This is a genomic window from Kocuria sp. CH-021 (assembly GCF_049716185.1).
Taxonomy (GTDB): domain Bacteria; phylum Actinomycetota; class Actinomycetes; order Actinomycetales; family Micrococcaceae; genus Kocuria; species Kocuria cellulosilytica.
Genome location: NZ_JBNAFK010000001.1, coordinates 199,922 through 221,488, shown reverse-complemented (window position 1 = coordinate 221,488; position 21,567 = coordinate 199,922). Strand labels below are relative to the sequence as shown.

Sequence of the window (21,567 nt, the reverse complement as noted above, 5' to 3'; positions counted from 1 at the left end):
AGGAGGACGACCGTGACCGACCGGCACCCCGACCCCACGATCCGGGACGACGAGCAGCTGCGCGTCGTGAAGAACTCGGACCTCGACCGCTTCGAGCTGTGGCGGGGAGAGCAGTTCATCGGCTTCGAGGGCTTCCAGGAGCACGAGGACGGCACGGTGGAGCTCCAGCACACCATCATCGGCGAGCAGTTCGGCCGGCAGGGCTACGCGCGCACCCTCGTCACGCTGCTGCTGGACGGCTTCCGGGAGCAGGGCGTCGCGGTGCGGCCCACGTGCACCTACGTCCAGGACTACCTCCACCGCTTCCCGCAGTACGGGGACGTGGTGGTGCCCGGTCTCGAGCTCCCGCCGGCGCAGAAGGTCAAGGAGAAGCGGCGGCGCTGGGCCCTCCACCGCGCCCAGTAGACTGGGGGCCATGACTTTTCGCTCGGGAGATTCGGTAGGGTTCGTCGGCTGGCGCGGCATGGTGGGCTCCGTGCTCATGCAGCGCATGCAGGAGGAGGGTGACTTCGGGGGAATCACCCCGGTGTTCTTCTCCACCTCGAGCGCCGGCCGCCCCGCCCCGCAGTTCGCCGGGGACGCCGGCACGCTGCAGGACGCCTACGACCTCGAGACCCTGTGCAAGCTGCCCGTGATCGTCACCGCCCAGGGCGGGGACTACACCAAGGAGGTGCACGGCCGGCTCCGCGCCGCCGGGTGGGACGGGCTGTGGATCGACGCCGCCTCGACCCTGCGGATGAACGACGACGCGATCATCGTCCTGGACCCCGTCAACCGGGACGTCATCGACCGCGGGCTCGAGAGCGGCGTGAAGGACTTCGTGGGCGGCAACTGCACGGTCTCCTGTCTGCTCATGGGGCTGGGCGGGCTGTTCCGCAACGACCTCGTGGAGTGGGCCACGTCGATGACCTACCAGGCCGCCTCGGGCGGCGGGGCCCGGCACATGCGCGAGGTGCTGGCACAGTTCGGGGCCCTCCACGGCGTCGTCGCGGACGAGCTGGCCGATCCCGCCGCCGCGATCCTGGACATCGACCGCAAGGTGCTCGACGCCCAGCGCGGCGACACCCTGGACACCTCGATGTTCGGCGCGCCCCTGTCCGGCTCCCTCATCCCCTGGATCGACGCCGACCTCGGCAACGGGCAGTCCCGCGAGGAGTGGAAGTCCGCGGCCGAGACCAACAAGATCCTGGGCCGCACGGACCGGTTCGCCCAGGACTGGGTGCCCATGGACGGGCTGTGCGTGCGGATCGCCACGATGCGCTCGCACTCCCAGGCCCTCACGATCAAGCTGCGCGAGGACCTGCCCGTGGACGAGATCGAGCGGATCATCGACGCCGACAACGAGTGGGCCACCGTGGTGCCCAACACCAAGGAGGACTCGATGCGGGACCTCACCCCCGTGGCGACCTCCGGGACCCTGGACATCCCCGTGGGCCGGATCCGCAAGCTCGCCATGGGGCCGGGCTACATCAGCGCCTTCACGATCGGCGACCAGCTGCTGTGGGGCGCGGCCGAGCCGCTGCGCCGCATGCTGCGCATCGCCACCGGCACCCTGTAGCCGGTGGCGGAGACCCCGATCCCGCCGGGGCTCGCGCTCGACGCGGGCGACGCCCGTCCGCCGTCCGAGCAGCTCCGGCACCGGGTGCAGCAGGGCCGCACGGACGGCACCCTGCCGCCGGGCACCCGGCTGCCCCCGGTGCGCCGGCTCGCCGAGGCGCTGGGCCTCGCGGCCGGCACCGTGGCCAAGGCCTACCGCGAGCTCGAGGCCGCCGGCGTCATCGAGACCCGGGGCCGCCGGGGCAGCTTCGTGCGCGCCGCGGACCGGACCGAGGACCTGGCGGTGCAGGCCGCCCGCCGCTACGCCGCCGAGATCGCGGACCTCGGGCTCTCGGCGGAGCAGGCCCTCGAGCTGGTGGCCGCGCAGCTGGGCCGCTCCCGCTGACCCGGGCGTCCGCCCGCCGGCCCGCGAGGAGTGCAGCCGGAGTCCGGGCCACCCGAGGACGGACGGCCAGAGGACGAACCGCCCGTGGACGAACCGCAGGAGGGCGGACCGCAGCAGGGCCGGCCGGCCGGGGCGCGGGTGCGCTCAGGCGCCGGGGGTGCGCAGGTGCCGGGGACCCGGCACGAGGTTGCCGGGACCGGCGAGGGCCCGGCGGTGGCGCCCCTCGGCCGTGCGGGCCAGCCACCACCGCCAGCCGCGCACCACCTGTCCCTTGGCCCACTGGTTGAGCCGGTGCGCCCAGTGGAACTCGGTGCCCCAGATCCCGAGGCCCAGGAAGATGGCCAGCCACCCCGGGCCCGGCGTCACGAGCATGACCAGCCCCGCCAGGACGAAGACGCCGCCGAGGACCGTCACGAGCGTCCGGTAGACCGCGAACAGCAGGGGGTGCCCGCGCGACCAGCGGCGCAGTCGGCCCAGGGCCCTCCGCACCCGGCCCTCGGAGTTCTCCCCCTGGGCGATCTCGTCCTCGAGGCTGCTCACGGCCGCCGCCTCAGACCGCCGTGCCCACGATGACGGGCTCGGCGACGAGGTCCACCCCGTAGACGGACGCGACGCCGTCCCGGACCGTCCGGGCCAGCGCCATGAGGTCCTGCGCGGAGGCGCCGCCGCGGTTGGTGAGCGCGAGCGTGTGCTTGGTCGACAGCGAGGCGCGCCCCCCGGCGACCGCGGCGCCGTCGAGGTCCAGGAGCTCGTTGCGGGTGCCGGGCAGCCCGAAGCCCTTGCCGAAGCCCGCGTGGTCGATGAGCCACGCGGCCGAGAGCTTGACCCGGTCCGCGATCGGGCGTCCCGCGGCGTCCACCACGGGGAAGCGGGGGGCGTCGGCGGGCAGCCGCTCCCCCAGCGCGTCCGCCGGGAGGATCGGGTTCGTGAAGAACGAGCCGGTGCTGTAGGTGTCGCGGTCCCCGGGGTCGAGCACCATGCCCTTGCCCGCGCGCAGGGCCAGGACGGTCTCCCGCACCCGGCCCAGCGGGGCGCGCTCCCCCACCTCGACGCCGAGCCGGCGGGCGAGCTCGCCGTAGCGCACCGGCGCGCTCTCGGTGCCCCGCCCGAGCCGGAACCGCACCGCGAGGACGACGAAGCGCGGGGAGCCGGCCACCGTGCTGCGCTTGAGGGCGGAGTCCCGGTAGGAGAAGGCCAGGTCGGCCGGGGCGAACTCCCGCACGCGCCGCTCGTGGCGGTCCCAGGCCCGCACGAGCTCCACGGTCTGGGCCACCTCCTGGCCGTACGCCCCGACGTTCTGCACCGGGGTGGCACCGGTGGTGCCGGGGATGCCGGACAGGGCCTCGATGCCGACCAGTCCCCCGGCCACGGCCTGCGCCACGAGCTCGTCCCAGGAGTGGCCGGCCTGGACCTCCAGGAGGGTGCTCCCCGGAGCCTCGTCGAGGACCTCGACGCCGTGCGAGGCCACGTGCACCACGGTGCCCGCGAACCCGGCGTCGGCCGCGATGAGGTTGGAGCCGCCCCCGACCACGAGCACGTCCCGTCCGGCGGCGTCGGCGGCCGCGACGGCGTCGACGACCGCGTGCTCGGACTCCGCCCGCACGTAGTGGCGGGCGGGTCCGCCCACGGCGGCGGTCGTGAGGTCTGCGATGCGAGGGGACGTCATGGCGACCAGTTTATCGGCCGGCCCGCCGCACCCCCGGCCGGCGCTCACGCCAGCCGCACCACGGCCTGGGCCTTCACCAGCACCTTCAGCGGGGCCGCGGTCGCCGGGTCGGCGCCCGCCGCGGAGAGGTCGGGGGCGGTCACGGTGAGGTCCACGCGCGCGGTGCGGGCGGCGTCGTCGAGGGCGCCGACCTTCCCGGAGACCGTGAGGGCCGTGGAGGACTCGACCTCGGTCCCGAAGCGGTTGGGGACGACCACCGGCTTGGTGAAGCGGGTCTGGTAGTCGACGACGGCGCCCGGGTCGCCGGCCCAGTCGGTGACGAGCTGCACGGCGGCGCCCATCGTGAGCATCCCGTGGGCGATGACGTCGGGCAGGCCCACGGAGCGGGCGAACTCCTCGTTCCAGTGGATCGGGTTGAGGTCCCCGGAGGCCCCGGCGTACCGGACCAGGTCGGCGCGGGAGAGCTCGATGCGGCGCTCCCCGATCTCCTGGCCCTTCTCGAGGCTGTCGAAGTCGATGCACACGGTCACTGGTCCTCCCCTCGCACCAGCAGGGACGACACGGTGGTGGCGACCTGCTCGCCGTCCGCGGCGCGGATCTCGGCGCGGGACGTCACCATCGCCCCGGAGCCCATGGCCCGGACCTGGTCCACGTGCAGCTCGGCGACGAGCTCGTCCCCGGCCACGATCGGGCGGTGGTGGGTGAAGCGCTGGTCGGCGTGGACCACGCGCGAGAAGTCGATGCCGGCCTCGGGGTCGGCGATCAGCGCGGCGTCGGCGCGCTGGGCCACCACGATCGCGAAGGTGGGGGGTGCGACGAGATCGGGGTGGCCGAGGGACCGGGCCGCCTCGACGTCGTGGTGGGCGGGGTGGGCGGCCCGGACGGCGCGGGCGAAGTCGCGGATCGCCTCCCGCCCGACGCTGTAGGGCTCGGCCGGCGGGTAGGTCCGCCCGACGAGATCGGGGTTCACGGGCATGGCAGCTCCTCGCTGGACGGGGCCGCGCGCAGGCGGCGGGACGCGCCCAGTCTACGGTGGCGTGCTCCGCCCCACGGGCCGCGGACGCTCCCGGCACGTACACTCCTGCCCATGGATCTCCTGGACGCGGGCCGGATCGTCGCCGGACTGGTGCTGCTGGTGCTGGGCGGGGAGCTCCTGGTGCGGGGGGCGTCCGCGCTCGCCCGGCGGGTCGGGATCTCCTCCCTGGTGGTCGGGCTCACCGTGGTCTCGGCGGCCACGTCGGCGCCGGAGCTGGCCGTCACCGTCGGCGCCGTGCTGCGCGACGAGCCCGGCCTGGCCGTCGGCAACGTGGTGGGCAGCAACATCGTCAACGTCCTGCTCATCCTCGGGGCCTCCGCGCTGGTGCTGCCCCTCGCGGTCACCCAGCGCCTGGTGCGCCTGGACCTGCCCCTGGTGGTGGCCCTGTCGGCCGCGCTGCTCCTGGTCTCGCTCGACGGGCGGATCGGCGCGCTGGACGGAGTCCTCCTGCTCTCCGCGGTGGTGGCGCACACGGTGCTGACCGTCGTCCTCGGCCGGCGCGGGGCCGAGGTGCCCGCAGGGCGCCCGCCCGGCGAGCACGGGGCCGGCGCAGGCGCCGGACCCGGCGAGGAGCCGGCCCCCGCCTCGGTCCCCCGCTCGGTGCTGCTCGTGGTGCTCGGCGTGGCCCTGCTGGTGGCCGGGGCGAGCCTGCTCGTCGACGGGGCCGTCAGCATCGCCACCTCGCTGGGCGTCAGCAGCCTCGTAGTCGGGCTGACCGTCGTGGCCGTCGGGACGTCCCTGCCCGAGCTGGCGACGTCGATCATCGCGGTGCGCCGGGGTGAGCGCGACCTCGCGGTCGGCAACGTGGTCGGCAGCAATCTCTTCAACATCGGGGTGGTGCTCGGCCTGCCCGCCCTGATCGCCCGCGACGGCATCCCGGTGGCGGGCGCCGCGGTGGCCCTGGACATCCCGGTGATGCTGGCCGCGTCGGTGGCCCTCCTGCCCGTGGCGTTCACGGGTTTCGCGGTGGCCCGCTGGGAGGGTGCCCTGTTCGTGGGGCTGTACGCCGCCTACACCGGCTACGTGGTCCTCGCGGCGACCGAGCACGACGCCCTGGAGGGGTTCACGCTGACCATGGCGTGGTTCGTCCTGCCGCTGGTCGTCCTGACGCTGGCCGCCCTCACGGCCTACGAACTGGGGCTGCGCCGGGGCCGCCGGGACGCCGGCCGCTCCCCGTGACCGGCGTCGGCGGCCCGCCGGGCCGTGCCGGATGGACCGGGGAGCGCCCGAGCCGCGCCCAGGCACGACAAAAGCCCGTGACCTTCGGTCACGGGCTTTTCGCCGTAGCGGTGGACGGGCTCGATCCGTCGACCTCACGATTATGAGTCGTGCGCTCTAACCAGCTGAGCTACACCGCCAGAGGGATGGGACACCGCGGCTGATCGGCCTGCACGGCCGGGCCGCGGGATCTCATCACGAGAGCCCCGACCGGGAATCGATCCCGGGACCTCCATCTTACCAAGATGGCGCTCTACCACTGAGCTATCGGGGCAACGACGAAGACTCTACCAGCACGTTTCGGGAGAACCAAAATCGCCCGGGACCCTCCCACGGCACCCTCGGAGCCGCGCCGCAGCCCCTGCCGGGGACCGGAGCGCAGGCCGGGAAAGGTGCGGCAGGTCCGCGGCGAAGGTGCCGGGCAGCACCACGCGCACCTGGTCGGCCGGGAACAACGCGGGTATCGTGGAGGAAGGTCGAGCAGGCGGCCATGGGGAAGATCGCATGCGACGAAGGATGCTCCCGTGGACCACAAGCTCTCCGTGCTCGTCCAGGTCGATCTCGGCGGCGCCTCCGTGCGCCTGGTCGTCACCGGCTGCCTGACCGAGACCAACCAGCACGCCCTGTACCCGCTGGTGCGCCGCGCCCGGACGCTGATCCCGCCGGTGACCGTCAGCGTGGACCTCACCGCCGCCGGCCACGTCGAGGCGATCGCGGTGGACCTGCTGCGCTGGGCCGTCGAGCACGACCGGTCCCCGGACGGGGTCAGCCCCGTGGAACTGCTGGTCCCCAACGGTCTGCCCGTCCACCCGCACGCCCCACCCCCTGCTCCCGGCCGGCTGGAGGCCTCGGGGCGCCACGGATGAAGGCGCCGCCCCGCGCCAGTTGATCAGCACACTTCCTTTTTTTCAGGCCGCTCACTAGCGTGGGACGCACAGCCGGCAACCGAGGACGCGGTATCCGCCCCACCGCCGGCCACGGAAGTCGACAACGGAGGTCAGCATGTTCACGCACCGTCAGGCGTTGCAGTACAGGTCCACCCCGGAAAAGCCGGACGCGGTCTACGCGCGCAAGCTCCAGGAGGTGATCGGCGGCCAGTACGGCGAGATCACCGTGGCCATGCAGTACAGCTTCCAGGCCTGGAACGCCCACATCCCGGGCAAGTACCGCGACCTGCTCTTCGGCACCGCCGCCGAGGAGTTCGGCCACATCGAGATGCTCGCCACGATGGTCGCCCAGCTGCTCGAGAAGGCCCCGCTGGGCATCACCGAGGACGCCGTCCAGGGGGACCCGGCGGTCGCGGCCGTGATCGGCGGCACCGACCTGCAGCACGCCATCGTGGCCGGGGCCGGCGCGCGGCCGGTGGACTCGATGGGCAACCCGTGGTCCGGGTCCTACGTGACCGCCTCCGGGAACCTGCTCGCGGACATGACCGCCAACGTCAACGCGGAGATGCAGGGCCGCACCCAGGTCGCCCGGCTCTACCACATGACCGACGACAAGGGCATCCGGGACATGCTGTCCTTCCTGCTGGCCCGCGACACCATGCACCAGAACCAGTGGATGGCCGCGGTCAAGGAGCTGCAGGAGGACGGCCTGGAGCGGATGCCGGTGCCCTCGAACTTCCCGCAGTCCAAGGAGGCCACCGAGTTCTCCTACGACTACTACAACTTCTCCGACGGTGCCGCCGCGGCGGACGGCTCCTGGGCCCAGGGGCGCACCCCGGACGGGCACGGGAGCTTCGGCTACCGGGCCGAGCCCATGGAGGGCGTGCCGATGCCACCCCCCACCCACCCCGACGCCCGGTTCTACGGCACCACCGAACAGTCCAACCTCAAGGAGAAGGCCGCCGGCACCATCCAGGACAAGCTCAAGAAGGAGTAGCCTCCGGCGTTCCGCCGCACCATTCTGAAGCAACTCGAGGAGAGGAGCCATCATGACCACCCCAGCCGCCCGACCCGACGACCGCACGCCCCGGCGCTCGCCCGTCCGGACGGCGGCCCTGCTCTACGGGGTCGTCTTCCTGCTCGTGGGCGCGGCCGGGTTCGTCCCCGGCATCACCACGAACTACGACCAGCTCATGGTCGCCGGACACGAGTCCGAGGCCATGCTCCTGGGCATCTTCCAGGTCTCGATCCTGCACAACCTCGTGCACCTGCTCTACGGTGTGGCCGGCATCGCCCTGGCCCGCAGCGTCTCCGGGGCGCGGAACTTCCTGCGCTGGGGCGGTGCCGTGTACCTGCTGCTGTGGCTCTACGGCCTGCTCATCGACAAGGAGTCCAGCGCGAACTTCGTGCCCCTCAACACCGCCGACGACTGGCTGCACCTGATCCTGGGCGTGACCATGGTCGGCCTGTCCTTCCTGGACCGGAACACCCACGACCGGACCGCGGACAGGGCGCGCGCCTGAGGTCCACCACCGGGCGCCCTGCGCGCCCGGGAACCGGAGAAGCGGCTCCCCGCCGTCGGCGGTCCGCCGGCCCTGGTCCGGCTCACGGGGCCCGCCCCGTGACGTCCGGGCCGGGCGCGGCGCCCGTCCCGTCGCCCATCCCCGGCGAGGCCGGCTCGGTCGAGGCGTCCTCCTCCGGGCGCGGCCCGTAGTAGCGGCCCAGCCAGCGGCACAGGCCGTCGAGGCCGGGGAAGAGGACGCGCTCCGTCATGTTCGCCTGGTCGAGGTGGTCGCGGATCCGCCACTTCAGCCCCGGCGGGATGACCACCTTCCGGTAGAGCTCGGGGTGTTCGCCCAGCCACTCGTGCAGGGACGCCGTCGCCGCGGACATGGCGGAGAAGACCGCGGCCTGGTTCACGATCCGTTCGTCCAGCGACGGAGGCTCGAAGAACAGCGGCACCGCCCGCCCCTGCCGGTCCCGGAACCGGTCGAAGTCGGCCATGCTGTACGCCACCCGCCCCAGCATGCCGGTGGTGAACAGACCTGCTGCATGCGCGCTGATCTCCTCCCGCAGCTGCGCCGGGAGCAGTTCGTGCACCGCCGCGTAGTCCACGCACCACACGGCGCCGGGCAGGTCGTAGCAGCGCGGGTCCGCGGTGGCGAAGTGCAGCGCCACGTAGGGCGAGTTCGACCAGTCCAGCAGGCGGGTGGGCAGCCCGTGGTGCTGGGCCACGGACAGCCAGTTCCAGTCCGAGTCCCCCGGGGAGGTGTCCCGGGCGGCGTACTTGCGGAAGTTCCGCAGGATGTGCGGCTCGATCTGCTCGCTCGAGGAGCCCCGGAGCCGGAACAGGCTGGTCTCCAGGTCCCGGTCGGCCAGCGCGTGCCCCCGGTAGACCACGTTGATCCGGAGACTGCCGCCGGAGGGCTGCCAGTCGCTGTGGGTCAGGGCCGCGATCAGCCCGTACAGGTCGTCCTCGGCGATCTCGACGACCGGTCCCGCTCCCGCGCTCACCGCCGGCTCCTCTCCCGCCGCCGGCCGGCCTCGGCCGTCCCGCAGACGACCACGGCCCCGGCGATCCACCGGCCGGGGCGCCGCACGCACCAGCCCAGCAGGGGCAGCAGGGTCAGCTCGGCGAGCAGGCGCCCGGGCTGGGCGAAGTCGTCGTAGGCCTGGCGGACGCGCTGGCCGAGGAAGTGGGGCACGGTGGGCGGCACCCGGCCCACGAGCACGTCCAAGGCCACGCACTCCCGCCCGCCGGCCGCCCGCACCGTGCGGACGAGCTCGAGGTTCTCGAACAGGACGTCGCCGTCGTAGCCGCCCGCGCCCAGCAGCACCGACCGGCGCACCCCCAGGGTGCCCGGCCAGTCCCCGCCCAGGGCGCGGTTGAGCAGGGTGCGCCCGGAGTCCCAGCGGGCCTGCCAGGGCAGCTCCAGGTAGTAGTTCTGCGGGCGCACCACCTCGGCGTGCCCCAGCAGCCCCACGATCCGCTCCAGGGACCGGCGGGTGTGGCGCACGTCGTCGTCGGCCACCACGATGCGATCCTCGCGGGCACGGCGGACACCGGTCATCACCCCGGCGACCTTGCCGTTGCGGCCCGGCCGCGGCTCCGGGCGCACGTGCTCGACCGCCTCGGGCAGCGCTCGTCGATGAGCGGTGAAGAGCTCCTCGGCGGAGCCGTCGACGACCGTGACGGGCAGCCACGTCACGACCTCGGCCAGGTAGCGGGCGAGCCCGGCCAGCCCGGCGTCGTCGTCCCACCTCAGCGGCAGGACATAGCGGGCGTCCGCCAGGGCGGCGGACGTGGCGGGGACCGCCGGAGGGCGTCGGGGAACGGTCTTCTCGGGAACGCCGTGGTGGCGGACGGCCTCGGCTTCGACGGGGACGGCCTGAACGGTGACGGTGTGGTCCACGAGAGCATCCTTGTCGACAGGATCGCACTGCGGGCCGGCTGCTCGACCACGCTCCAGCCTAACCACACACCGGCCGCGGGGACCAGATGTCCGCGGAGCGCGCGCCCGTCCTCGGCAGAGCCGGCAGGACCGTCGGCCGGACGGCTGGGCACGTCGCCCACGGCGGCTCCCGCGCCCTGTCGGCCCTGACCGGGCCGGGGTCCGTCACAGGAGAGCAGTGGTTCCCTTGCCCGGGGCAGGTCACTAAGGTGGGTGTCACAGTTCACGGTAAGGAGGCTTCCTATGACCACTCCGAACAACGACGACGCCCCGGACCTCGACGACGTCATCACCCCCGAGGAGGACGCCCTGCCCCGCCCCATCCACCAGGGCCACGCCGGGATGCCGGAACGGCTCGACGACGAGGCGCTGGCCGCGGCCACCGAGCAGGAGCGGGTGGCCGCCGGACTGGCCGACTACGCCCCCGGTCAGGTCCCGCCGGCCGCCGACCCGCTGCCCGAGGGCTCCTCCGAGGCCGCCGACCGCGCCCAGCGCGGGCTGGACGAGGACGCCGCCGGGACCGACTGACCCCTCCCGCGCGAGGTGCGCGCGGACCAGCCGCTGCAGGAACCGATTCGGACGAGGAGGACCACGATGGCCGAGAGAGGCAACACCAAGCACGGGTCGGAGCTCGACGACCAGATGAAGCACGAGGTCGAGGACGCGCTCCAGGCCCAGCAGCCCGCCCACGTCGAGGAGCACCGCCAGACCGAGCCGTGGGTCGACGACACCGACGACCCCGCGGTGCGCTCCTCGGTCGAGGAGCGCGAGCGCCCCGACCGTCCGGAGGAGCAGTCGCCGGACGGAGGATGACGGACCTCGAGGCCGGCGCCCTTCCCCCGGCCTGAACAACCCCGTCCCCGCCGGAGGCCGCCGCTCCCGGCGGGGACGCCCATCCCTTCCCCGAACCTTCCCGCTGCACCTCGGACACCTCACCAGGAGACGGCCATGGCCACCTGTGACACCTGCGGCAACGACTACGACAAGACGTTCACCCTCACCCAGGGCGAGCGGACGGGCACCTTCGACAGCTTCGAGTGCGCCGCCCACGCCATGGCTCCGACCTGCGCCCACTGCGGGTGCCGTGTTCTCGGCCACGGGGTCGAGGCCGGGAACACCATCTACTGCTGCGCCCACTGCGCCGAGCACTCCGGGGCAGAGGGACTCACCGACCGCACCTGAGTCCCGCCGCGGCGCTCGGCCGCGCTCGGCCGCCCTCGCCCGGCCGGCGCGGAACGGGACCGCCGGGACCGGGACGGAGGGCTCAGCTCACTCCGTGGGGCACCGGCGCTCCGCGGGCTCCTGGTACTCGGGAACGGCCCGGGCCTCGGCCTCCTGGGCCGTGGCCGCCACGCCGTTGCGCTCGATGTCCTCGATCAGCCAGTCCATCTCGAAGATCTCCCGCCGCTGGGCCTCGCTGATCTCCACGGCCAGTTCGCACACCCGAACATCGGCGAGCTCGGCGCGCTCGGACCGGGTGATGGCCAGGGAGTGGTGCGGGATCATCGCGCTCATGAACGCGGTGTCCTGCACCGTGGTCTGGCTGCGGTCCAGGAACGTTCCCGCGCCCAGGAGCAGGAGGCTGGCCACGACCACGGCCACGTTGGCCTTCGTGTTCTTGTACATGTTCAGCATCCAGGCGAGCATGATCAGCCCCATGGTCCCGCCCATGGTCAGCGCCATGAACAGCCGGCTCTCGCTCCAGCGCACGTGGCCCCACTCCCAGGAGCCGACGAACATCGCGGCGTACATGACCACCATCGCGGTCAGGATCATGGCCGCGAAGCGCCAGTACATGGTCCGGCCTCCGTGGGATCCGTGGTCGCTCCCCTCCGGCCCACCGCGCCGGCCCCCGTCGGTCCGGTGGTTCCCCGTGTTCGACACAGCACTCCTCCGATCTCCGGTGCCCCGTTCGGCACGACGGCGTATCACCGGTGGACACGCTCTGCACCAGAGGGTAGACCGCGGGATCCGCCGGTCCGGTCCGACTCCCGTGAAGATTTCGTGAAGAACGGCCGCCCCTCCTGCGCGAGGACCGGCGGGGTGCGCACCGGGCGCGACGGCGGCGAGCACGGTCCGACACCGGCGGGAGTCTCCCGTCAGGTCCGCCCGGAACACCCTGTCCGGCGCCGCGCGGCGCCGGCGGAGGAGTCAGCCACGCACGTGGGCCCGGGCTGCCGAGCGGGCCAGCCGGCGGCCGACGTCGATCGGTGAGCGGGGACGGCCGCGGAGGAAGGAGGCCAGGGTGCCGCTGTAGGCCAGGAGCACCTCGTCGGCCAGGTCCTGGGCCCCCGCCCCGGCGAGCGGTCGGGAGAAGTGCAGGAGGCGGTCGGTGAGCAGGGCGGTGTCCGCGGCGAGGACGTCGTCGATCTCGTCCGCGGCTCCGGGCAGCTCGGTGGCGGTGGCCAGGAAGGCGCACCAGCGTGCCGGGTGCTGCTGGCCGCGCCGGTAGGCGGCCAGGGCGTCGAACACCGCGAGCAGCCGCGCCAGGTCGTCGCCGGCCGCGACGACGTGCTGGTCCCAGACCGCACGCCACTCCGTCAGCCGGACCCGCAGCGCCTCGGCGACCAGGGCGTCCTTGCTGTCGAAGTGCGTGTACATGGTGGCCGCGGAGACCTCTGCCCGGCGCAGCAGCTCGTCGACGGGGGTGGCTCGGATCCCGTGGTCGAACAGCACGCGGTCGGCCGCCTGGAGCAGCCGTGCGCGCGCTGGGGTCCGCCGGTCCGTGGTCACCGTTCCAGTGTAGTGAGCCCCGGTTCCAGAACGGTCGTTCTGGTGTATCGTAACGATCGTCCTGGTTCGGGTGCTCGGGAAGGGCTGCGATGCGCGCTCTGGTGGTCAGCGGCACGGCTCTGATCGCGGCGACCTACGGGCTGGCGCGCTTCGGCTACGGGCTCTTCCTGCCCCGCTTCGCGGAGGCCTTCCAGATCGGTCCGGTCGTCTCGGGGCTGATCCAGGCCGGCAGCTTCCTCTCCTTCTGCCTCGCCGCGGTGCTCGCCTCCCGCCTGAGCGCCCGCCCGCGCCTGGTCGTCGTGTGCGCCGGGGCGACGGCCGCCCTGGGATCGGCCGGGGTGGCGGCGGCACCCCACGGGGGCGTCCTCGCCGCGAGCGTGGTCCTCGCCGGTGCCGGCGGCGGGTTCGCCACACCCGGCCTCGTCGCGCTCGTCGAGCGCAATCTCGACCCGGCGCGCCGGGAGCGGGCCCAGACGTTCGTCAACGCCGGCACCGGAGCGGGCATCGTGTCCGCGGGAGTCCTCCTGCTCCTCACGGTCGGCCAGTGGCGTCTGGGGTGGGCGGCCATCGCCGGTCTGGTGGCCCTGGCAACCGTCGCCACGCTCCGTGCCGACAGGTCAGCGCACCGGGCCCGGCGCACGGACCCGCCGGCGCGGACCCCGTACGCGGCACGCCTGCTCCGGCGCGTCGCCGCGGCGGCGCTGGCCGGGGCCTCGAGCGCCGCGATCTGGACGTTCGGCCGCACGGTCATGGTCGACTCCCGCGCGGGCGAGGAGACCTACTCCGTTGTCGCCTGGATGGTCCTGGGCGCGTTCGGCGTGCTGGGCGCCGCGGCCGGGCGGATCGTCCAGACCTGGACCCTGCGGACCGCGTGGAACCTGACCACGGTGGCCATGGCCGCCGCGACCGTCGTCCTGGGCGCGGCACCGGGTGCCCCCGGTGCCGCGTACGTGTCCGCGGCCGTGTTCGGCGCCGGCTACACCGCCGTGTGCGGTGTCCTCATCGTCTGGGCGGCGCGGCTCGTTCCCGACCGCGCCGCCGAAGGCACCGCCGTGCTGTTCATCGCCCTGGCCGTCGGTCAGGCGGTCGGCTCGGTGCTGCTGGGAGTCCTGCTGAGCTCGACCTCGCCGGTCCTCGCCTTCACCGTGGCCGGAGTCCTCGGCGTCCTCGCCGTGCTGCCGGCCGTGGGGAGCGATCCCGGGGCACCGCGTCCCCGCGCCACCGCGGCTCCGCTCTCCGGGGCGCCCGCGGCCACGTCCGGCGCGGTGGGCCGTCCCGGCGTAAACTGAGGAGCCAGAGGTGGCCCAGGACAGCCGGCCGCCCTGCACGGGGTGGCCTCCCCGGGCCGTCGCGTCCTGTGCCGGCCCGTGTCCACCCGACCGACCGGGGAGTCCCGATGGAGCCCACGACCACCGCCACGACCGCGGACCTGACCACGGTCTTCGCCCGCATCCAGGGAATGCTGCTGAGCCAGGAGTCGGCCGAGGCCGCCGCGACGCAGCTGGCCCGTGCCGCCCAGGACCTGATCGGCTCCGCCGCCGGGGCCGGGGTCTCCCTGCTCGACGACACCGGGCGCAGGACGTCGGTCGCGGCCACGGACCCGCGGGTGGAGTCCGCCGACGCCGCCCAGTACGAGCTCGGCGAGGGCCCGTGCTTGAGCGCCTGGGCCACCGAGTCCCTCCAGCGCCTCGAGGACACCGCCACCGACGCCCGGTGGCCGGAGTGGTCCCGGACCGCGGCTGCGACCGGGATCGCCTCGGTGCTCAGCGTCCCGGTGCTCTACCGGGAGCGCCGCCTGGGCGCGATGAAGATCTACGCCACCACCGCTGGAGCCTTCGACGACCGGGCCGAGCACCAGCTGCTGCTGCTGGCCTCCGCCGCCGGCACCCTGCTGGGGGCGGCCCAGGGCAGCGACGCCCCGCAGCGGCTCAGCGCCTCGATGCAGCAGGCCCTCGCCGACCGGACCGCGGTGGAGACCGCCACCGGGATGCTGATGGAACGCCATGCCACCGACCACGAGTCCGCCCGCCGCCTGCTGATCGAGGCCTCCCGGCAGCAGCGCCGGCCCCTGGCGCAGATCGCCCGCCGGATCGCGGAGCGGGCCACTGACCCCACACGCTGAGGAGCGGGCGGCGATGGACGACGACGCTGCGGGACGGGCCCAGGCAGACCTGGTGCGCCGGGCCCTCGAGGCGACCGGGATCGACCCGGGCCGGCTGTGGGTGCACTACTTCAGCATCGGCGGTGAGGCCGGGGAGCTGGAGATCGAGGCCTTCCTGCACCACTCCCTCACCCTGCCGGCCCTGCAGCGGGACCTCCTCGCCCACGCCGCCAACGAACTCCTCGACGACCGGAGACCCCCGCGGATCCCGCAGGCCTCGGACCTGCTCGACCACGACGAGCAGGACGGGTCCGAGGGCGGTCAGCACGGCGGCGAGGACGAGGACGGCACCGACGAGCCCTGACGCACCGTCCGCCGGGCCCCGTGGGAGGGGCCCCGGCAGCTCCGGCCCCCGCGCGGGCCGTACCCGGGCCCGGAGCTCCTGGACGCGGCACGGCTCCGCGCGACGGTCGCCGGTCCGTGGGCGGCAGACGCAGGGAGGGGACGGGCCGTGCGGCCCGTCCCCTCCCTGCGGCGCGGGGGTCCTGCCCCCGGGCTCAGTACTTCTTGTGCCGCGGCTTGCGGAACGGCCTGTCGCCGTCCCGGTCCCCCGCGGAGGGACCGGACCTCTTGCCCTGGTAGCCGCCGCGGGAGTCGTCGCCCCGGGCGCCGCCGCCGCGGCGGGGACGGTCCTGGTAGGAGGACGAGGTGCTGCGCGGACGGGACCGGCCGCCGCCGCCGGGGCCGCGGTCGGCCTCGAGCTGGATGAGCTCCCCGTTGATCCGGGTGCGGGAGAGCCGGTCCAGCGTCGAGGCGGGCAGGTTCTCGGGCAGGCCCACGAGGGTGTGGGTCGAGCGGATGTCGATCGCGCCGATCTGCTCGCCGCTCAGGCCGCCCTCGTTGGTCAGGGCCCCGACCACGGATCCCGGTGAGACGCGGTGCCGGTGCCCCACGGACATCCGGTAGGTGGCCATGCCCTTCTCGGTGCGCGGCTCGCGGCGCGGGCGGTCGTCGCCGTCCCGTCCCGGACGGTCCCGGTCGCGGGTGCGCTGCACCGGCTCGGGCAGCTCCTCCACGAAGAAGGGCCGGCCGTCCTGGGCCATCACGGCGATCGCGGCGGCGATCTCCACCGCGTCGACGTCGTGCTCGGCCTGGTACTGCTCGACGAGCTCGCGGAACTGCGTGAGGTCCTCGGACTCGATGGTGTCCGTGATCTGCTGGGCGAACTTGTCCTTGCGGGTCTGGTTCACGTCCTCCGTGGAGGGCATGCGCATGAGCTCCACCGGCTGGCGGGTGGCCTTCTCGATGGCCCGCAGCAGGTACTTCTCCCGCGGCGTCATGAACAGGATCGCCTCGCCGGAGCGCCCGGCGCGGCCGGTGCGGCCGATCCGGTGCACGTAGGACTCGGTGTCGTGCGGGATGTCGTAGTTGACCACGAGGGAGATCCGCTCGACGTCGAGCCCGCGGGCCGCGACGTCCGTGGCCACGAGGACGTCGATCTTGCCCTCGCGCAGGGCCTCGACGGTGCGCTCGCGCATGTTCTGCGGGATGTCGCCGTTGATGGCGGCGGCCGCGTAGCCGCGGGCCTTGAGCCGGTCGGCGACCTCCTCGGTGGCGGCCTTGGTCCGCACGAAGACGATGACGCCGTCGTAGTCCCCGACCTCGAGGATCCGGGTCATGGCCTCCATCTTGTGCGAGCCCATGACCTGCAGGTACCGCTGGCGGGTGTTGGTGCCCGTGGTGGTCTTGCCCTTGACGGCGATCTCCTGCGGGTCCCGCAGGTACTTCTTGGCGATCTTGCGGATGGCGGGGGGCATGGTCGCGGAGAACAGCGCGACCTGCTTCTCGACCGGGGTCTGCGAGAGGATCTCCTCGACGTCCTCGGCGAAGCCCATGCGCAGCATCTCGTCGGCCTCGTCGAGGACCACGTACTGCAGGTGGGACAGGTCCAGGGACCCCTTCTTGAGGTGGTCGATCACGCGGCCGGGCGTGCCGACCACGACCTGGGCGCCGCGACGGAGCCCGGCCAGCTGCGGGCCGTAGGGGGAGCCGCCGTAGACCGGCAGGACGGTGAAGTCCTCGAGGTGGGTGGCGTAGGAGGAGAACGCCTCCCCGACCTGGAGGGCCAGCTCGCGGGTCGGGGCGAGCACCAGGACCTGGGTGTCCCGGGAGACGCCGTTCACGTCGGAGAGCTCGGCCAGCCGGGACAGCGCGGGAACGGCGAAGGCCGCGGTCTTGCCGGTACCGGTCTGGGCCAGGCCCACCACGTCCTTGCCCTGCAGCAGCACCGGGATGGTGGCGGCCTGGATGGGCGTGGGGTTCTCGTAGCCGACCTCGTCGAGGGTGGCGAGCACCCGGGAGTCGATGCCGAGCTCGGCGAAGGTGGTGGTGTGCTCCTCGGCGGTGCCGGAGGTGCTGGGGGTGTCGACGGTCATGGAGAAGTGCCTCGTATCTGTGCAGGTGGCGGCCCGGGAGCAGGTCCGGGGGCGTCGGCCACGGTCGTGGTGTCCGGACGTCCCTGCCAACCACTTGGAGCCCCGTTCGGAACGGGAGCGTCGGACACGGCGCGGCGCGGGCCGCGGCCGAACACGGTGCGCGTCATGGCACCGCGTTGCACGAGAAAGTGAGGGAGTGACCGGATTCGGTCCGACCAGTCTAGCGCACCCGGCGGCGCGGTCAGTCCCGGCGGCGCACCACCACGAGGTGCTTCTCGTCACGCACCACCGCGTAGCCGGCGCCGTAGCGCTGCCGGGACCAGTCGGCCACGTCCCCCGGCGGGTTCCCGCCCCACGCGGTGCCCAGCCGGTCCACCACCACGTACTCCGGGGCCGGATCGCCCGCGTTGCCCAGCCAGTGCACCTGGGCGCGGGGCACGAGGTGGTGCAGCAGGGTCAGGTCGGTGGCCACGCTCGCCCCCTCGGGGACGGCCGCGACGACGGCCGCCTTGGCCTCCGCCCGGGGGTCCGGCCGGTAGGCGGCGGGGTCCACGAGGTCGGCCAGCGGGCGTCCCGGGACCAGCAGGAGCGCGACGACGAGCGCCAGTGCCGGCGCGGCCCGGCCGAGCCGCCGGAGCCGTCCGCCGCGCAGGCGCAGCACCGCGTCGAGCAGCGCGACGAGCACGATGGGCATGAGCACGGCGCTGTAGTGCCACCCCGTGCCCCAGTAGCCATGGTTGGGCGAGAGCATCCGCCAGACCAGCGTGGGCAGCGCCACGAGCGCCAGCGGCGAGCGCACCACCACCACCGCGCCCACGGCCAGCACGGTCAGCCAGGTGAGCGCCTTCTGGCCCGGCACCACGAGGGAGACGAGCGCCCCGACGGGGTCGGCGGCCGCCGCCGCGAGGTCCAGCCGGTCCGCGTACGCGAACCGCCCGTCCGGGCTGAGGGCGGGCAGCACCACGGTCACGGCGAGCGCGGACCAGGCCGCGCCCCACCCGGCGAGCCCGAGCCCGAGCAGCACCGGGCGGCGGTCCCCGCCCGCCTCGCGGTGCGCGCGCCCGGCGAGCACCAGGCCGAGGACCGCGACCGTGACGCCCAGGTCCTCCTTGACGAACGCGACCGGCGCGGCCCACAGCGCGGCCGCGGTCCACCGCCGCTCGACCAGGGACCCGAGGGAGAGGACCAGCAGCGGCAGCGCGAAGGCCACCTCGTGGAACTGAACCGCGACGGCGGCCTGGAGACCGAAGCTCAGCCCGTAGGCCAGGCCCAGGGCCGCACCGGGGGCCGCGCCCAGGGCCCGCACGGCGAACCGGGTCAGCGCCCACGCGGAGACCGCCACGAGCAGGTCCTGGACCACGAGCAGGGTCAGCGCGGAGGGGAACAGGGCGTAGACCGGCCCCAGCAGCACCAGGATCGGGTGGAAGTGGTCGCCGAGCAGGTTGGCGCCGTGGCCCTTGATGTGCACGAGCGGGCCGTCCCCGGCGGCGTAGGACTTGGCGAGCTGGGTGAAGATGCCCAGGTCCCAGGACGGGACCTCCCACCGGTGCCACTGGAGCAGGGACCACCACAGGTACAGGACGAGCACCAGGAGTCCCACGCCCAGCGGCACCAGTCGGGCCCGCCCGGTCAGGGGGGCCGGCGGCGGAGTGGGGACTGCGGGACGCCGGAGCGCGGTGGCGGGCATGGCCTCCTCGGTGGCTGGGCGGCCCGCCCGGACCGGCGCGGCGCCGTCGGACAGGACTGCCATCATGGTCTCATGTCCGTCACCGCTCCCCCGTCCGCAGGCCGCCGCCCGGCCCTGCCGGCGGACGCCGAGCTCGTGTGGGACCCGGAGGGAGCCCTGCACCTGGGCCAGACGCTCGGCGTGCTGAGCCGCGGCAGCGCCGATCCCCTGGTCCGGGTCGCGGCTCCCGACGTCGTGTGGGTCACCGCGCGGACCGCGGCGGGCCCGGTCACGGCCCGCTTCTCCCGCACCGGCGGCGGCCGTCCCCTGCAGCGGCCCGTGCTCGTGCGCGCGTGGGGCCCGGGGGCCGGGGAGTTCCTCGGCGAGGCCCCGCGCTGGGCGGGGTCCGAGGACGCGTGGGACCGGTTCGAGGCCTCGGACGCCTTCCGTGCCCTGCCGCACCGGCTGGTCGCCGCCCGGCACCACCACCCGGGCCTGCGGCTGCCCGCCACCGGCCGGGTGCTGGACCGCGCCGTGCTCTCGGTGCTGGAGCAGCGCGTCACCGTGCGCGAGGCCGTGGCCGCCCACCGGCAGCTCGTGCGGCGCCACGGCGAGCCCGCGCCGGGGCCGGCGCCGGAGGGGATGCGGATCGCCCCGACCGCCGAGGCCTGGGCCCGGGTGCCCGTGTGGGAGTGGCACCGGGCGGGGGTCGACGGCGCCCGGGCCGCCACCGTGCGGCGCGTGGCCGGACGGGCCGCCGCGCTCGAGCGCCTGGGCCAGGCCCCGCTGGACGCCGAGCTGCACCGGGGGCTGCGCTCGATCCCCGGGCTCGGGCCGTGGACGGTCGCGGAGATCGTGCAGTGCACGCACGGGGACCCGGACTCGGTCAGCGTCTTCGACTTCCACCTCGCGGACACGGTGTGCTGGTTCTTCGACCGGCGCCCCGGCGACGACCGCCGGATGCTCGAGCTGCTGGAGCCGTGGCGGGGCGACCGGCAGCGGGTGGTGCGCCTGCTGCGGGCCTCCGGCTTCCGCAAGCCCTCCTTCGCCCCGCGCCTGCACCCGGAGGACCACCGGCGCCGGTGAGGACATCCTGTCCTTCCTGGCAGGACGGGGCCCGCGGGCGTTGAATGGAGTCATGACGACCGAACACGTGATCGAGGAGCCGCACGGTGCGGGCTACACCGAGCGGATGAACAAGCTGCGGGCCGGGGTCCTGGGCGCCAACGACGGCATCGTCTCCGTTGCCGCAGTGGTGGTCGGCGTGGCCGGCGCCACGACGGACTCCAGCGCGATCCTCCTGGCCGGGGGCGCCGCCCTGGTCGGCGGGGCCCTGTCGATGGCCCAGGGCGAGTACGTCTCGGTGTCCAGCCAGGCGGACTCCCACCGGGCCCTCATCGAGAAGGAGAAGCAGGAGCTCATCGACATGCCCGAGGCCGAGCTCCGGGAGCTCGCCGAGATCTACGAGACCAAGGGTCTCTCCGCCGGGACGGCCCGGCAGGTGGCGGTGGAGCTCACCGAGCACGACGCCCTGGCCGCGCACCTCGACGCGGAGCTCAACATCGACGAGGAGGACATCGTCAGCCCGTGGGGCGCGGCGGTCGCCTCCGCGCTGGCCTTCCTCGTCGGCGCGCTGCTGCCGATGCTCGCGATCCTGCTGCCGCCCGAGGCCTGGCGGATCCCCGTGACCTTCGTCGCCGTGCTCGCGGCGCTCGCGCTCACCGGCTGGCTGGGGGCCCGTCTCGGGGACACCCCGCAGCGGGGCCGCGCGGTGGTGCGCGTGGTGGTGGGCGGGGCGCTGGCCCTCCTGGCGACCTTCGCGCTCGGCTCGCTGTTCGGCGTCGCCGGCGTCGCCTGAGCCGCTCCGGTCCGACACGACCGCGCCGGGCCCCGCCTCCGAGGAGGCGGGGCCCGGCGCGGTCGTGCGGGTGCGGTGGGTCAGGCGTTGGGCGCGTCCTGGGACTGCTTGGCGACCTCGGCGCGGACCTCTTCCATGTCGAGGCCCTTGACGGCGTCGATGACCTGGTCGAGGGCGGACGCGGGCAGGGCGCCCGGCTGGGAGAACACGAGGATGCCCTCGCGGAAGGCCATGAGGGTGGGGATCGACGAGATCTGGGCCGACGCGGCGAGCATCTGCTGCTCCTCCGTGTCGACCTTCCCGAAGACGATGTCCTCGTGCTTCTCGGAGGCGGCCTCGTAGGTCGGCGCGAACTGCTTGCAGGGCCCGCACCACTCGGCCCACCAGTCGAGCAGGACGATGTCGTTCTCGGCAATGGTCTGGCCCAGGGTGTCCTGGGTGATGTCAACGGTAGCCATGCCCTCCAGCGTAGAGGCCGGGCCGCCCGGGGGCACAGGATTTCACTGCCGGCTCAAGACCGGGCCCGCGCACCCGCACTAGACTGGACGTCCGGTCCGGTCTCCCGGGCCGGGC

Annotated in this window: 26 protein-coding genes and 2 tRNA genes; 15 read left to right on the top strand and 13 right to left on the bottom strand. The window is 74.1% G+C overall.

Features of this window, described 5'->3' with window-relative positions; all coding sequences use genetic code 11:
- Positions 1-12: 12 nt before the first annotated feature.
- From ACPYN7_RS01010 to ACPYN7_RS01000, 3 genes are read left to right on the top strand one after another with little or no spacing between them, the layout of a single operon-like run.
- Positions 13-405 (top strand): GNAT family N-acetyltransferase, encoded by a 393-nt coding sequence (locus ACPYN7_RS01010; RefSeq protein WP_058872494.1) that lies wholly within the window; start codon positions 13-15, stop codon positions 403-405.
- 10 nt (positions 406-415) lie between these two features.
- The gene (asd, locus tag ACPYN7_RS01005; RefSeq protein ID WP_424346435.1) at positions 416-1,558 is read left to right on the top strand and encodes an aspartate-semialdehyde dehydrogenase; all 1,143 of its coding nucleotides are present in this window, start codon (positions 416-418) and stop codon (positions 1,556-1,558) included.
- 3 nt (positions 1,559-1,561) lie between these two features.
- Positions 1,562-1,942 carry a GntR family transcriptional regulator gene (locus tag ACPYN7_RS01000; RefSeq protein WP_082696878.1) on the top strand — a complete coding sequence of 127 codons (381 nt, stop codon included), beginning with the start codon at positions 1,562-1,564 and terminating at the stop codon, positions 1,940-1,942.
- Between the two features lie 144 nt (positions 1,943-2,086).
- Here the strand turns inward: ACPYN7_RS01000 and ACPYN7_RS00995 are convergent, their stop codons facing one another.
- The 4 genes from ACPYN7_RS00995 to ACPYN7_RS00980 are packed head-to-tail and all read right to left on the bottom strand — an operon-like array spanning position 2,087 to position 4,584.
- Positions 2,087-2,482, bottom strand: a complete 396-nt coding sequence (locus tag ACPYN7_RS00995) for a TIGR02611 family protein (protein WP_058872492.1) — start codon at positions 2,480-2,482, stop codon at positions 2,087-2,089.
- A gap of 10 nt (positions 2,483-2,492) precedes the next feature.
- Positions 2,493-3,608 carry a UDP-N-acetylmuramate dehydrogenase gene (locus ACPYN7_RS00990; protein ID WP_058872491.1) on the bottom strand — a complete coding sequence of 372 codons (1,116 nt, stop codon included), beginning with the start codon at positions 3,606-3,608 and terminating at the stop codon, positions 2,493-2,495.
- 44 nt (positions 3,609-3,652) lie between these two features.
- A complete protein-coding gene (locus tag ACPYN7_RS00985) occupies positions 3,653-4,138 on the bottom strand; it encodes a MaoC family dehydratase (RefSeq protein WP_424346434.1) in 486 nt (161 codons plus the stop codon).
- Positions 4,135-4,584, bottom strand: coding sequence for an FAS1-like dehydratase domain-containing protein (locus ACPYN7_RS00980; protein ID WP_424346433.1), 450 nt, complete (start codon positions 4,582-4,584; stop codon positions 4,135-4,137). Before ACPYN7_RS00980 ends, ACPYN7_RS00985 begins: the two co-directional genes overlap by 4 nt.
- 111 nt (positions 4,585-4,695) lie before the next feature.
- On the opposite strand from ACPYN7_RS00980, the gene ACPYN7_RS00975 reads away from it, so the two are divergent.
- The gene (locus ACPYN7_RS00975) at positions 4,696-5,823 is read left to right on the top strand and encodes a calcium/sodium antiporter (RefSeq protein WP_424346432.1); all 1,128 of its coding nucleotides are present in this window, start codon (positions 4,696-4,698) and stop codon (positions 5,821-5,823) included.
- A 105-nt stretch (positions 5,824-5,928) separates the two neighbouring features.
- Here ACPYN7_RS00975 and ACPYN7_RS00970 read toward each other — a convergent pair.
- Both ACPYN7_RS00970 and ACPYN7_RS00965 read right to left on the bottom strand, forming a co-directional pair.
- Positions 5,929-6,002, bottom strand: a tRNA-Met gene (locus ACPYN7_RS00970).
- A gap of 62 nt (positions 6,003-6,064) precedes the next feature.
- A tRNA-Thr gene (locus ACPYN7_RS00965) sits at positions 6,065-6,136 on the bottom strand.
- Positions 6,137-6,386: 250 nt separating this feature from the next.
- Between ACPYN7_RS00965 and ACPYN7_RS00960 the strand changes: the two genes are divergently transcribed.
- The 3 genes from ACPYN7_RS00960 (at position 6,387) to ACPYN7_RS00950 (ending at position 8,272) form a co-directional block, all read left to right on the top strand.
- Positions 6,387-6,728: a hypothetical protein gene (locus ACPYN7_RS00960; protein ID WP_058872488.1), complete on the top strand. Its 342-nt coding sequence runs from the start codon at positions 6,387-6,389 to the stop codon at positions 6,726-6,728.
- A gap of 136 nt (positions 6,729-6,864) precedes the next feature.
- Positions 6,865-7,746, top strand: a complete 882-nt coding sequence (locus ACPYN7_RS00955) for a manganese catalase family protein (RefSeq protein WP_058872487.1) — start codon at positions 6,865-6,867, stop codon at positions 7,744-7,746.
- A gap of 52 nt (positions 7,747-7,798) precedes the next feature.
- Positions 7,799-8,272, top strand: coding sequence for a DUF4383 domain-containing protein (locus tag ACPYN7_RS00950; RefSeq protein WP_424346431.1), 474 nt, complete (start codon positions 7,799-7,801; stop codon positions 8,270-8,272).
- An 82-nt stretch (positions 8,273-8,354) separates the two neighbouring features.
- Here ACPYN7_RS00950 and ACPYN7_RS00945 read toward each other — a convergent pair whose 3' ends face one another.
- Both ACPYN7_RS00945 and ACPYN7_RS00940 read right to left on the bottom strand, forming a co-directional pair.
- Positions 8,355-9,263: an FRG domain-containing protein gene (locus ACPYN7_RS00945; RefSeq protein WP_424346430.1), complete on the bottom strand. Its 909-nt coding sequence runs from the start codon at positions 9,261-9,263 to the stop codon at positions 8,355-8,357.
- Positions 9,260-10,162, bottom strand: a complete 903-nt coding sequence (locus ACPYN7_RS00940) for a glycosyltransferase (RefSeq protein ID WP_424346429.1) — start codon at positions 10,160-10,162, stop codon at positions 9,260-9,262. The genes ACPYN7_RS00945 and ACPYN7_RS00940 overlap by 4 nt, the downstream gene beginning before the upstream one ends.
- 282 nt (positions 10,163-10,444) lie before the next feature.
- Here ACPYN7_RS00940 and ACPYN7_RS00935 point away from each other — a divergent pair, with 282 nt between their 5' ends.
- The 3 genes from ACPYN7_RS00935 to ACPYN7_RS00925 all read left to right on the top strand — a co-directional run bounded on the left by ACPYN7_RS00935 (position 10,445) and on the right by ACPYN7_RS00925 (position 11,383).
- On the top strand, positions 10,445-10,729 hold the full coding sequence (locus ACPYN7_RS00935; RefSeq protein WP_058872484.1) for a hypothetical protein: 285 nt from the start codon (positions 10,445-10,447) through the stop codon (positions 10,727-10,729).
- Positions 10,730-10,795: 66 nt separating this feature from the next.
- Positions 10,796-11,014 (top strand): hypothetical protein, encoded by a 219-nt coding sequence (locus ACPYN7_RS00930; protein WP_058872483.1) that lies wholly within the window; start codon positions 10,796-10,798, stop codon positions 11,012-11,014.
- 135 nt (positions 11,015-11,149) lie between these two features.
- Positions 11,150-11,383 carry a hypothetical protein gene (locus tag ACPYN7_RS00925; protein WP_058872482.1) on the top strand — a complete coding sequence of 78 codons (234 nt, stop codon included), beginning with the start codon at positions 11,150-11,152 and terminating at the stop codon, positions 11,381-11,383.
- Between the two features lie 87 nt (positions 11,384-11,470).
- Here the strand turns inward: ACPYN7_RS00925 and ACPYN7_RS00920 are convergent, their stop codons facing one another.
- A complete protein-coding gene (locus tag ACPYN7_RS00920; protein WP_424346428.1) occupies positions 11,471-11,998 on the bottom strand; it encodes a DUF305 domain-containing protein in 528 nt (175 codons plus the stop codon).
- A 354-nt stretch (positions 11,999-12,352) separates the two neighbouring features.
- On the bottom strand, positions 12,353-12,934 hold the full coding sequence (locus ACPYN7_RS00915; protein WP_424346427.1) for a TetR/AcrR family transcriptional regulator: 582 nt from the start codon (positions 12,932-12,934) through the stop codon (positions 12,353-12,355).
- An 89-nt stretch (positions 12,935-13,023) separates the two neighbouring features.
- On the opposite strand from ACPYN7_RS00915, the gene ACPYN7_RS00910 reads away from it, so the two are divergent.
- The 3 genes from ACPYN7_RS00910 (at position 13,024) to ACPYN7_RS00900 (ending at position 15,399) form a co-directional block, all read left to right on the top strand.
- Positions 13,024-14,223, top strand: a complete 1,200-nt coding sequence (locus ACPYN7_RS00910; protein ID WP_424346426.1) for an MFS transporter — start codon at positions 13,024-13,026, stop codon at positions 14,221-14,223.
- Positions 14,224-14,330: 107 nt separating this feature from the next.
- The gene (locus ACPYN7_RS00905; RefSeq protein WP_424346425.1) at positions 14,331-15,056 is read left to right on the top strand and encodes a GAF domain-containing protein; all 726 of its coding nucleotides are present in this window, start codon (positions 14,331-14,333) and stop codon (positions 15,054-15,056) included.
- Positions 15,057-15,069: 13 nt separating this feature from the next.
- Positions 15,070-15,399: a hypothetical protein gene (locus tag ACPYN7_RS00900; RefSeq protein ID WP_424346424.1), complete on the top strand. Its 330-nt coding sequence runs from the start codon at positions 15,070-15,072 to the stop codon at positions 15,397-15,399.
- Positions 15,400-15,592: 193 nt separating this feature from the next.
- Here ACPYN7_RS00900 and ACPYN7_RS00895 read toward each other — a convergent pair whose 3' ends face one another.
- Positions 15,593-17,470, bottom strand: coding sequence for a DEAD/DEAH box helicase (locus tag ACPYN7_RS00895; protein ID WP_424346423.1), 1,878 nt, complete (start codon positions 17,468-17,470; stop codon positions 15,593-15,595).
- 241 nt (positions 17,471-17,711) lie between these two features.
- Positions 17,712-19,223, bottom strand: coding sequence for a DUF2079 domain-containing protein (locus ACPYN7_RS00890; RefSeq protein ID WP_424346422.1), 1,512 nt, complete (start codon positions 19,221-19,223; stop codon positions 17,712-17,714).
- Positions 19,224-19,229: 6 nt separating this feature from the next.
- On the opposite strand from ACPYN7_RS00890, the gene ACPYN7_RS00885 reads away from it, so the two are divergent.
- Together ACPYN7_RS00885 and ACPYN7_RS00880 are read left to right on the top strand one after the other, a co-directional pair.
- Positions 19,230-20,222 (top strand): DNA-3-methyladenine glycosylase family protein, encoded by a 993-nt coding sequence (locus tag ACPYN7_RS00885; protein WP_424346421.1) that lies wholly within the window; start codon positions 19,230-19,232, stop codon positions 20,220-20,222.
- Between the two features lie 52 nt (positions 20,223-20,274).
- On the top strand, positions 20,275-20,994 hold the full coding sequence (locus ACPYN7_RS00880; RefSeq protein ID WP_424346420.1) for a VIT1/CCC1 transporter family protein: 720 nt from the start codon (positions 20,275-20,277) through the stop codon (positions 20,992-20,994).
- 80 nt (positions 20,995-21,074) lie between these two features.
- On the opposite strand, the gene trxA is transcribed toward ACPYN7_RS00880, so the two are convergent.
- Complete coding sequence (gene trxA / locus ACPYN7_RS00875; protein WP_035924949.1) at positions 21,075-21,452, bottom strand: thioredoxin; 378 nt, start codon at positions 21,450-21,452, stop codon at positions 21,075-21,077.
- Positions 21,453-21,567 lie beyond the last annotated feature (115 nt).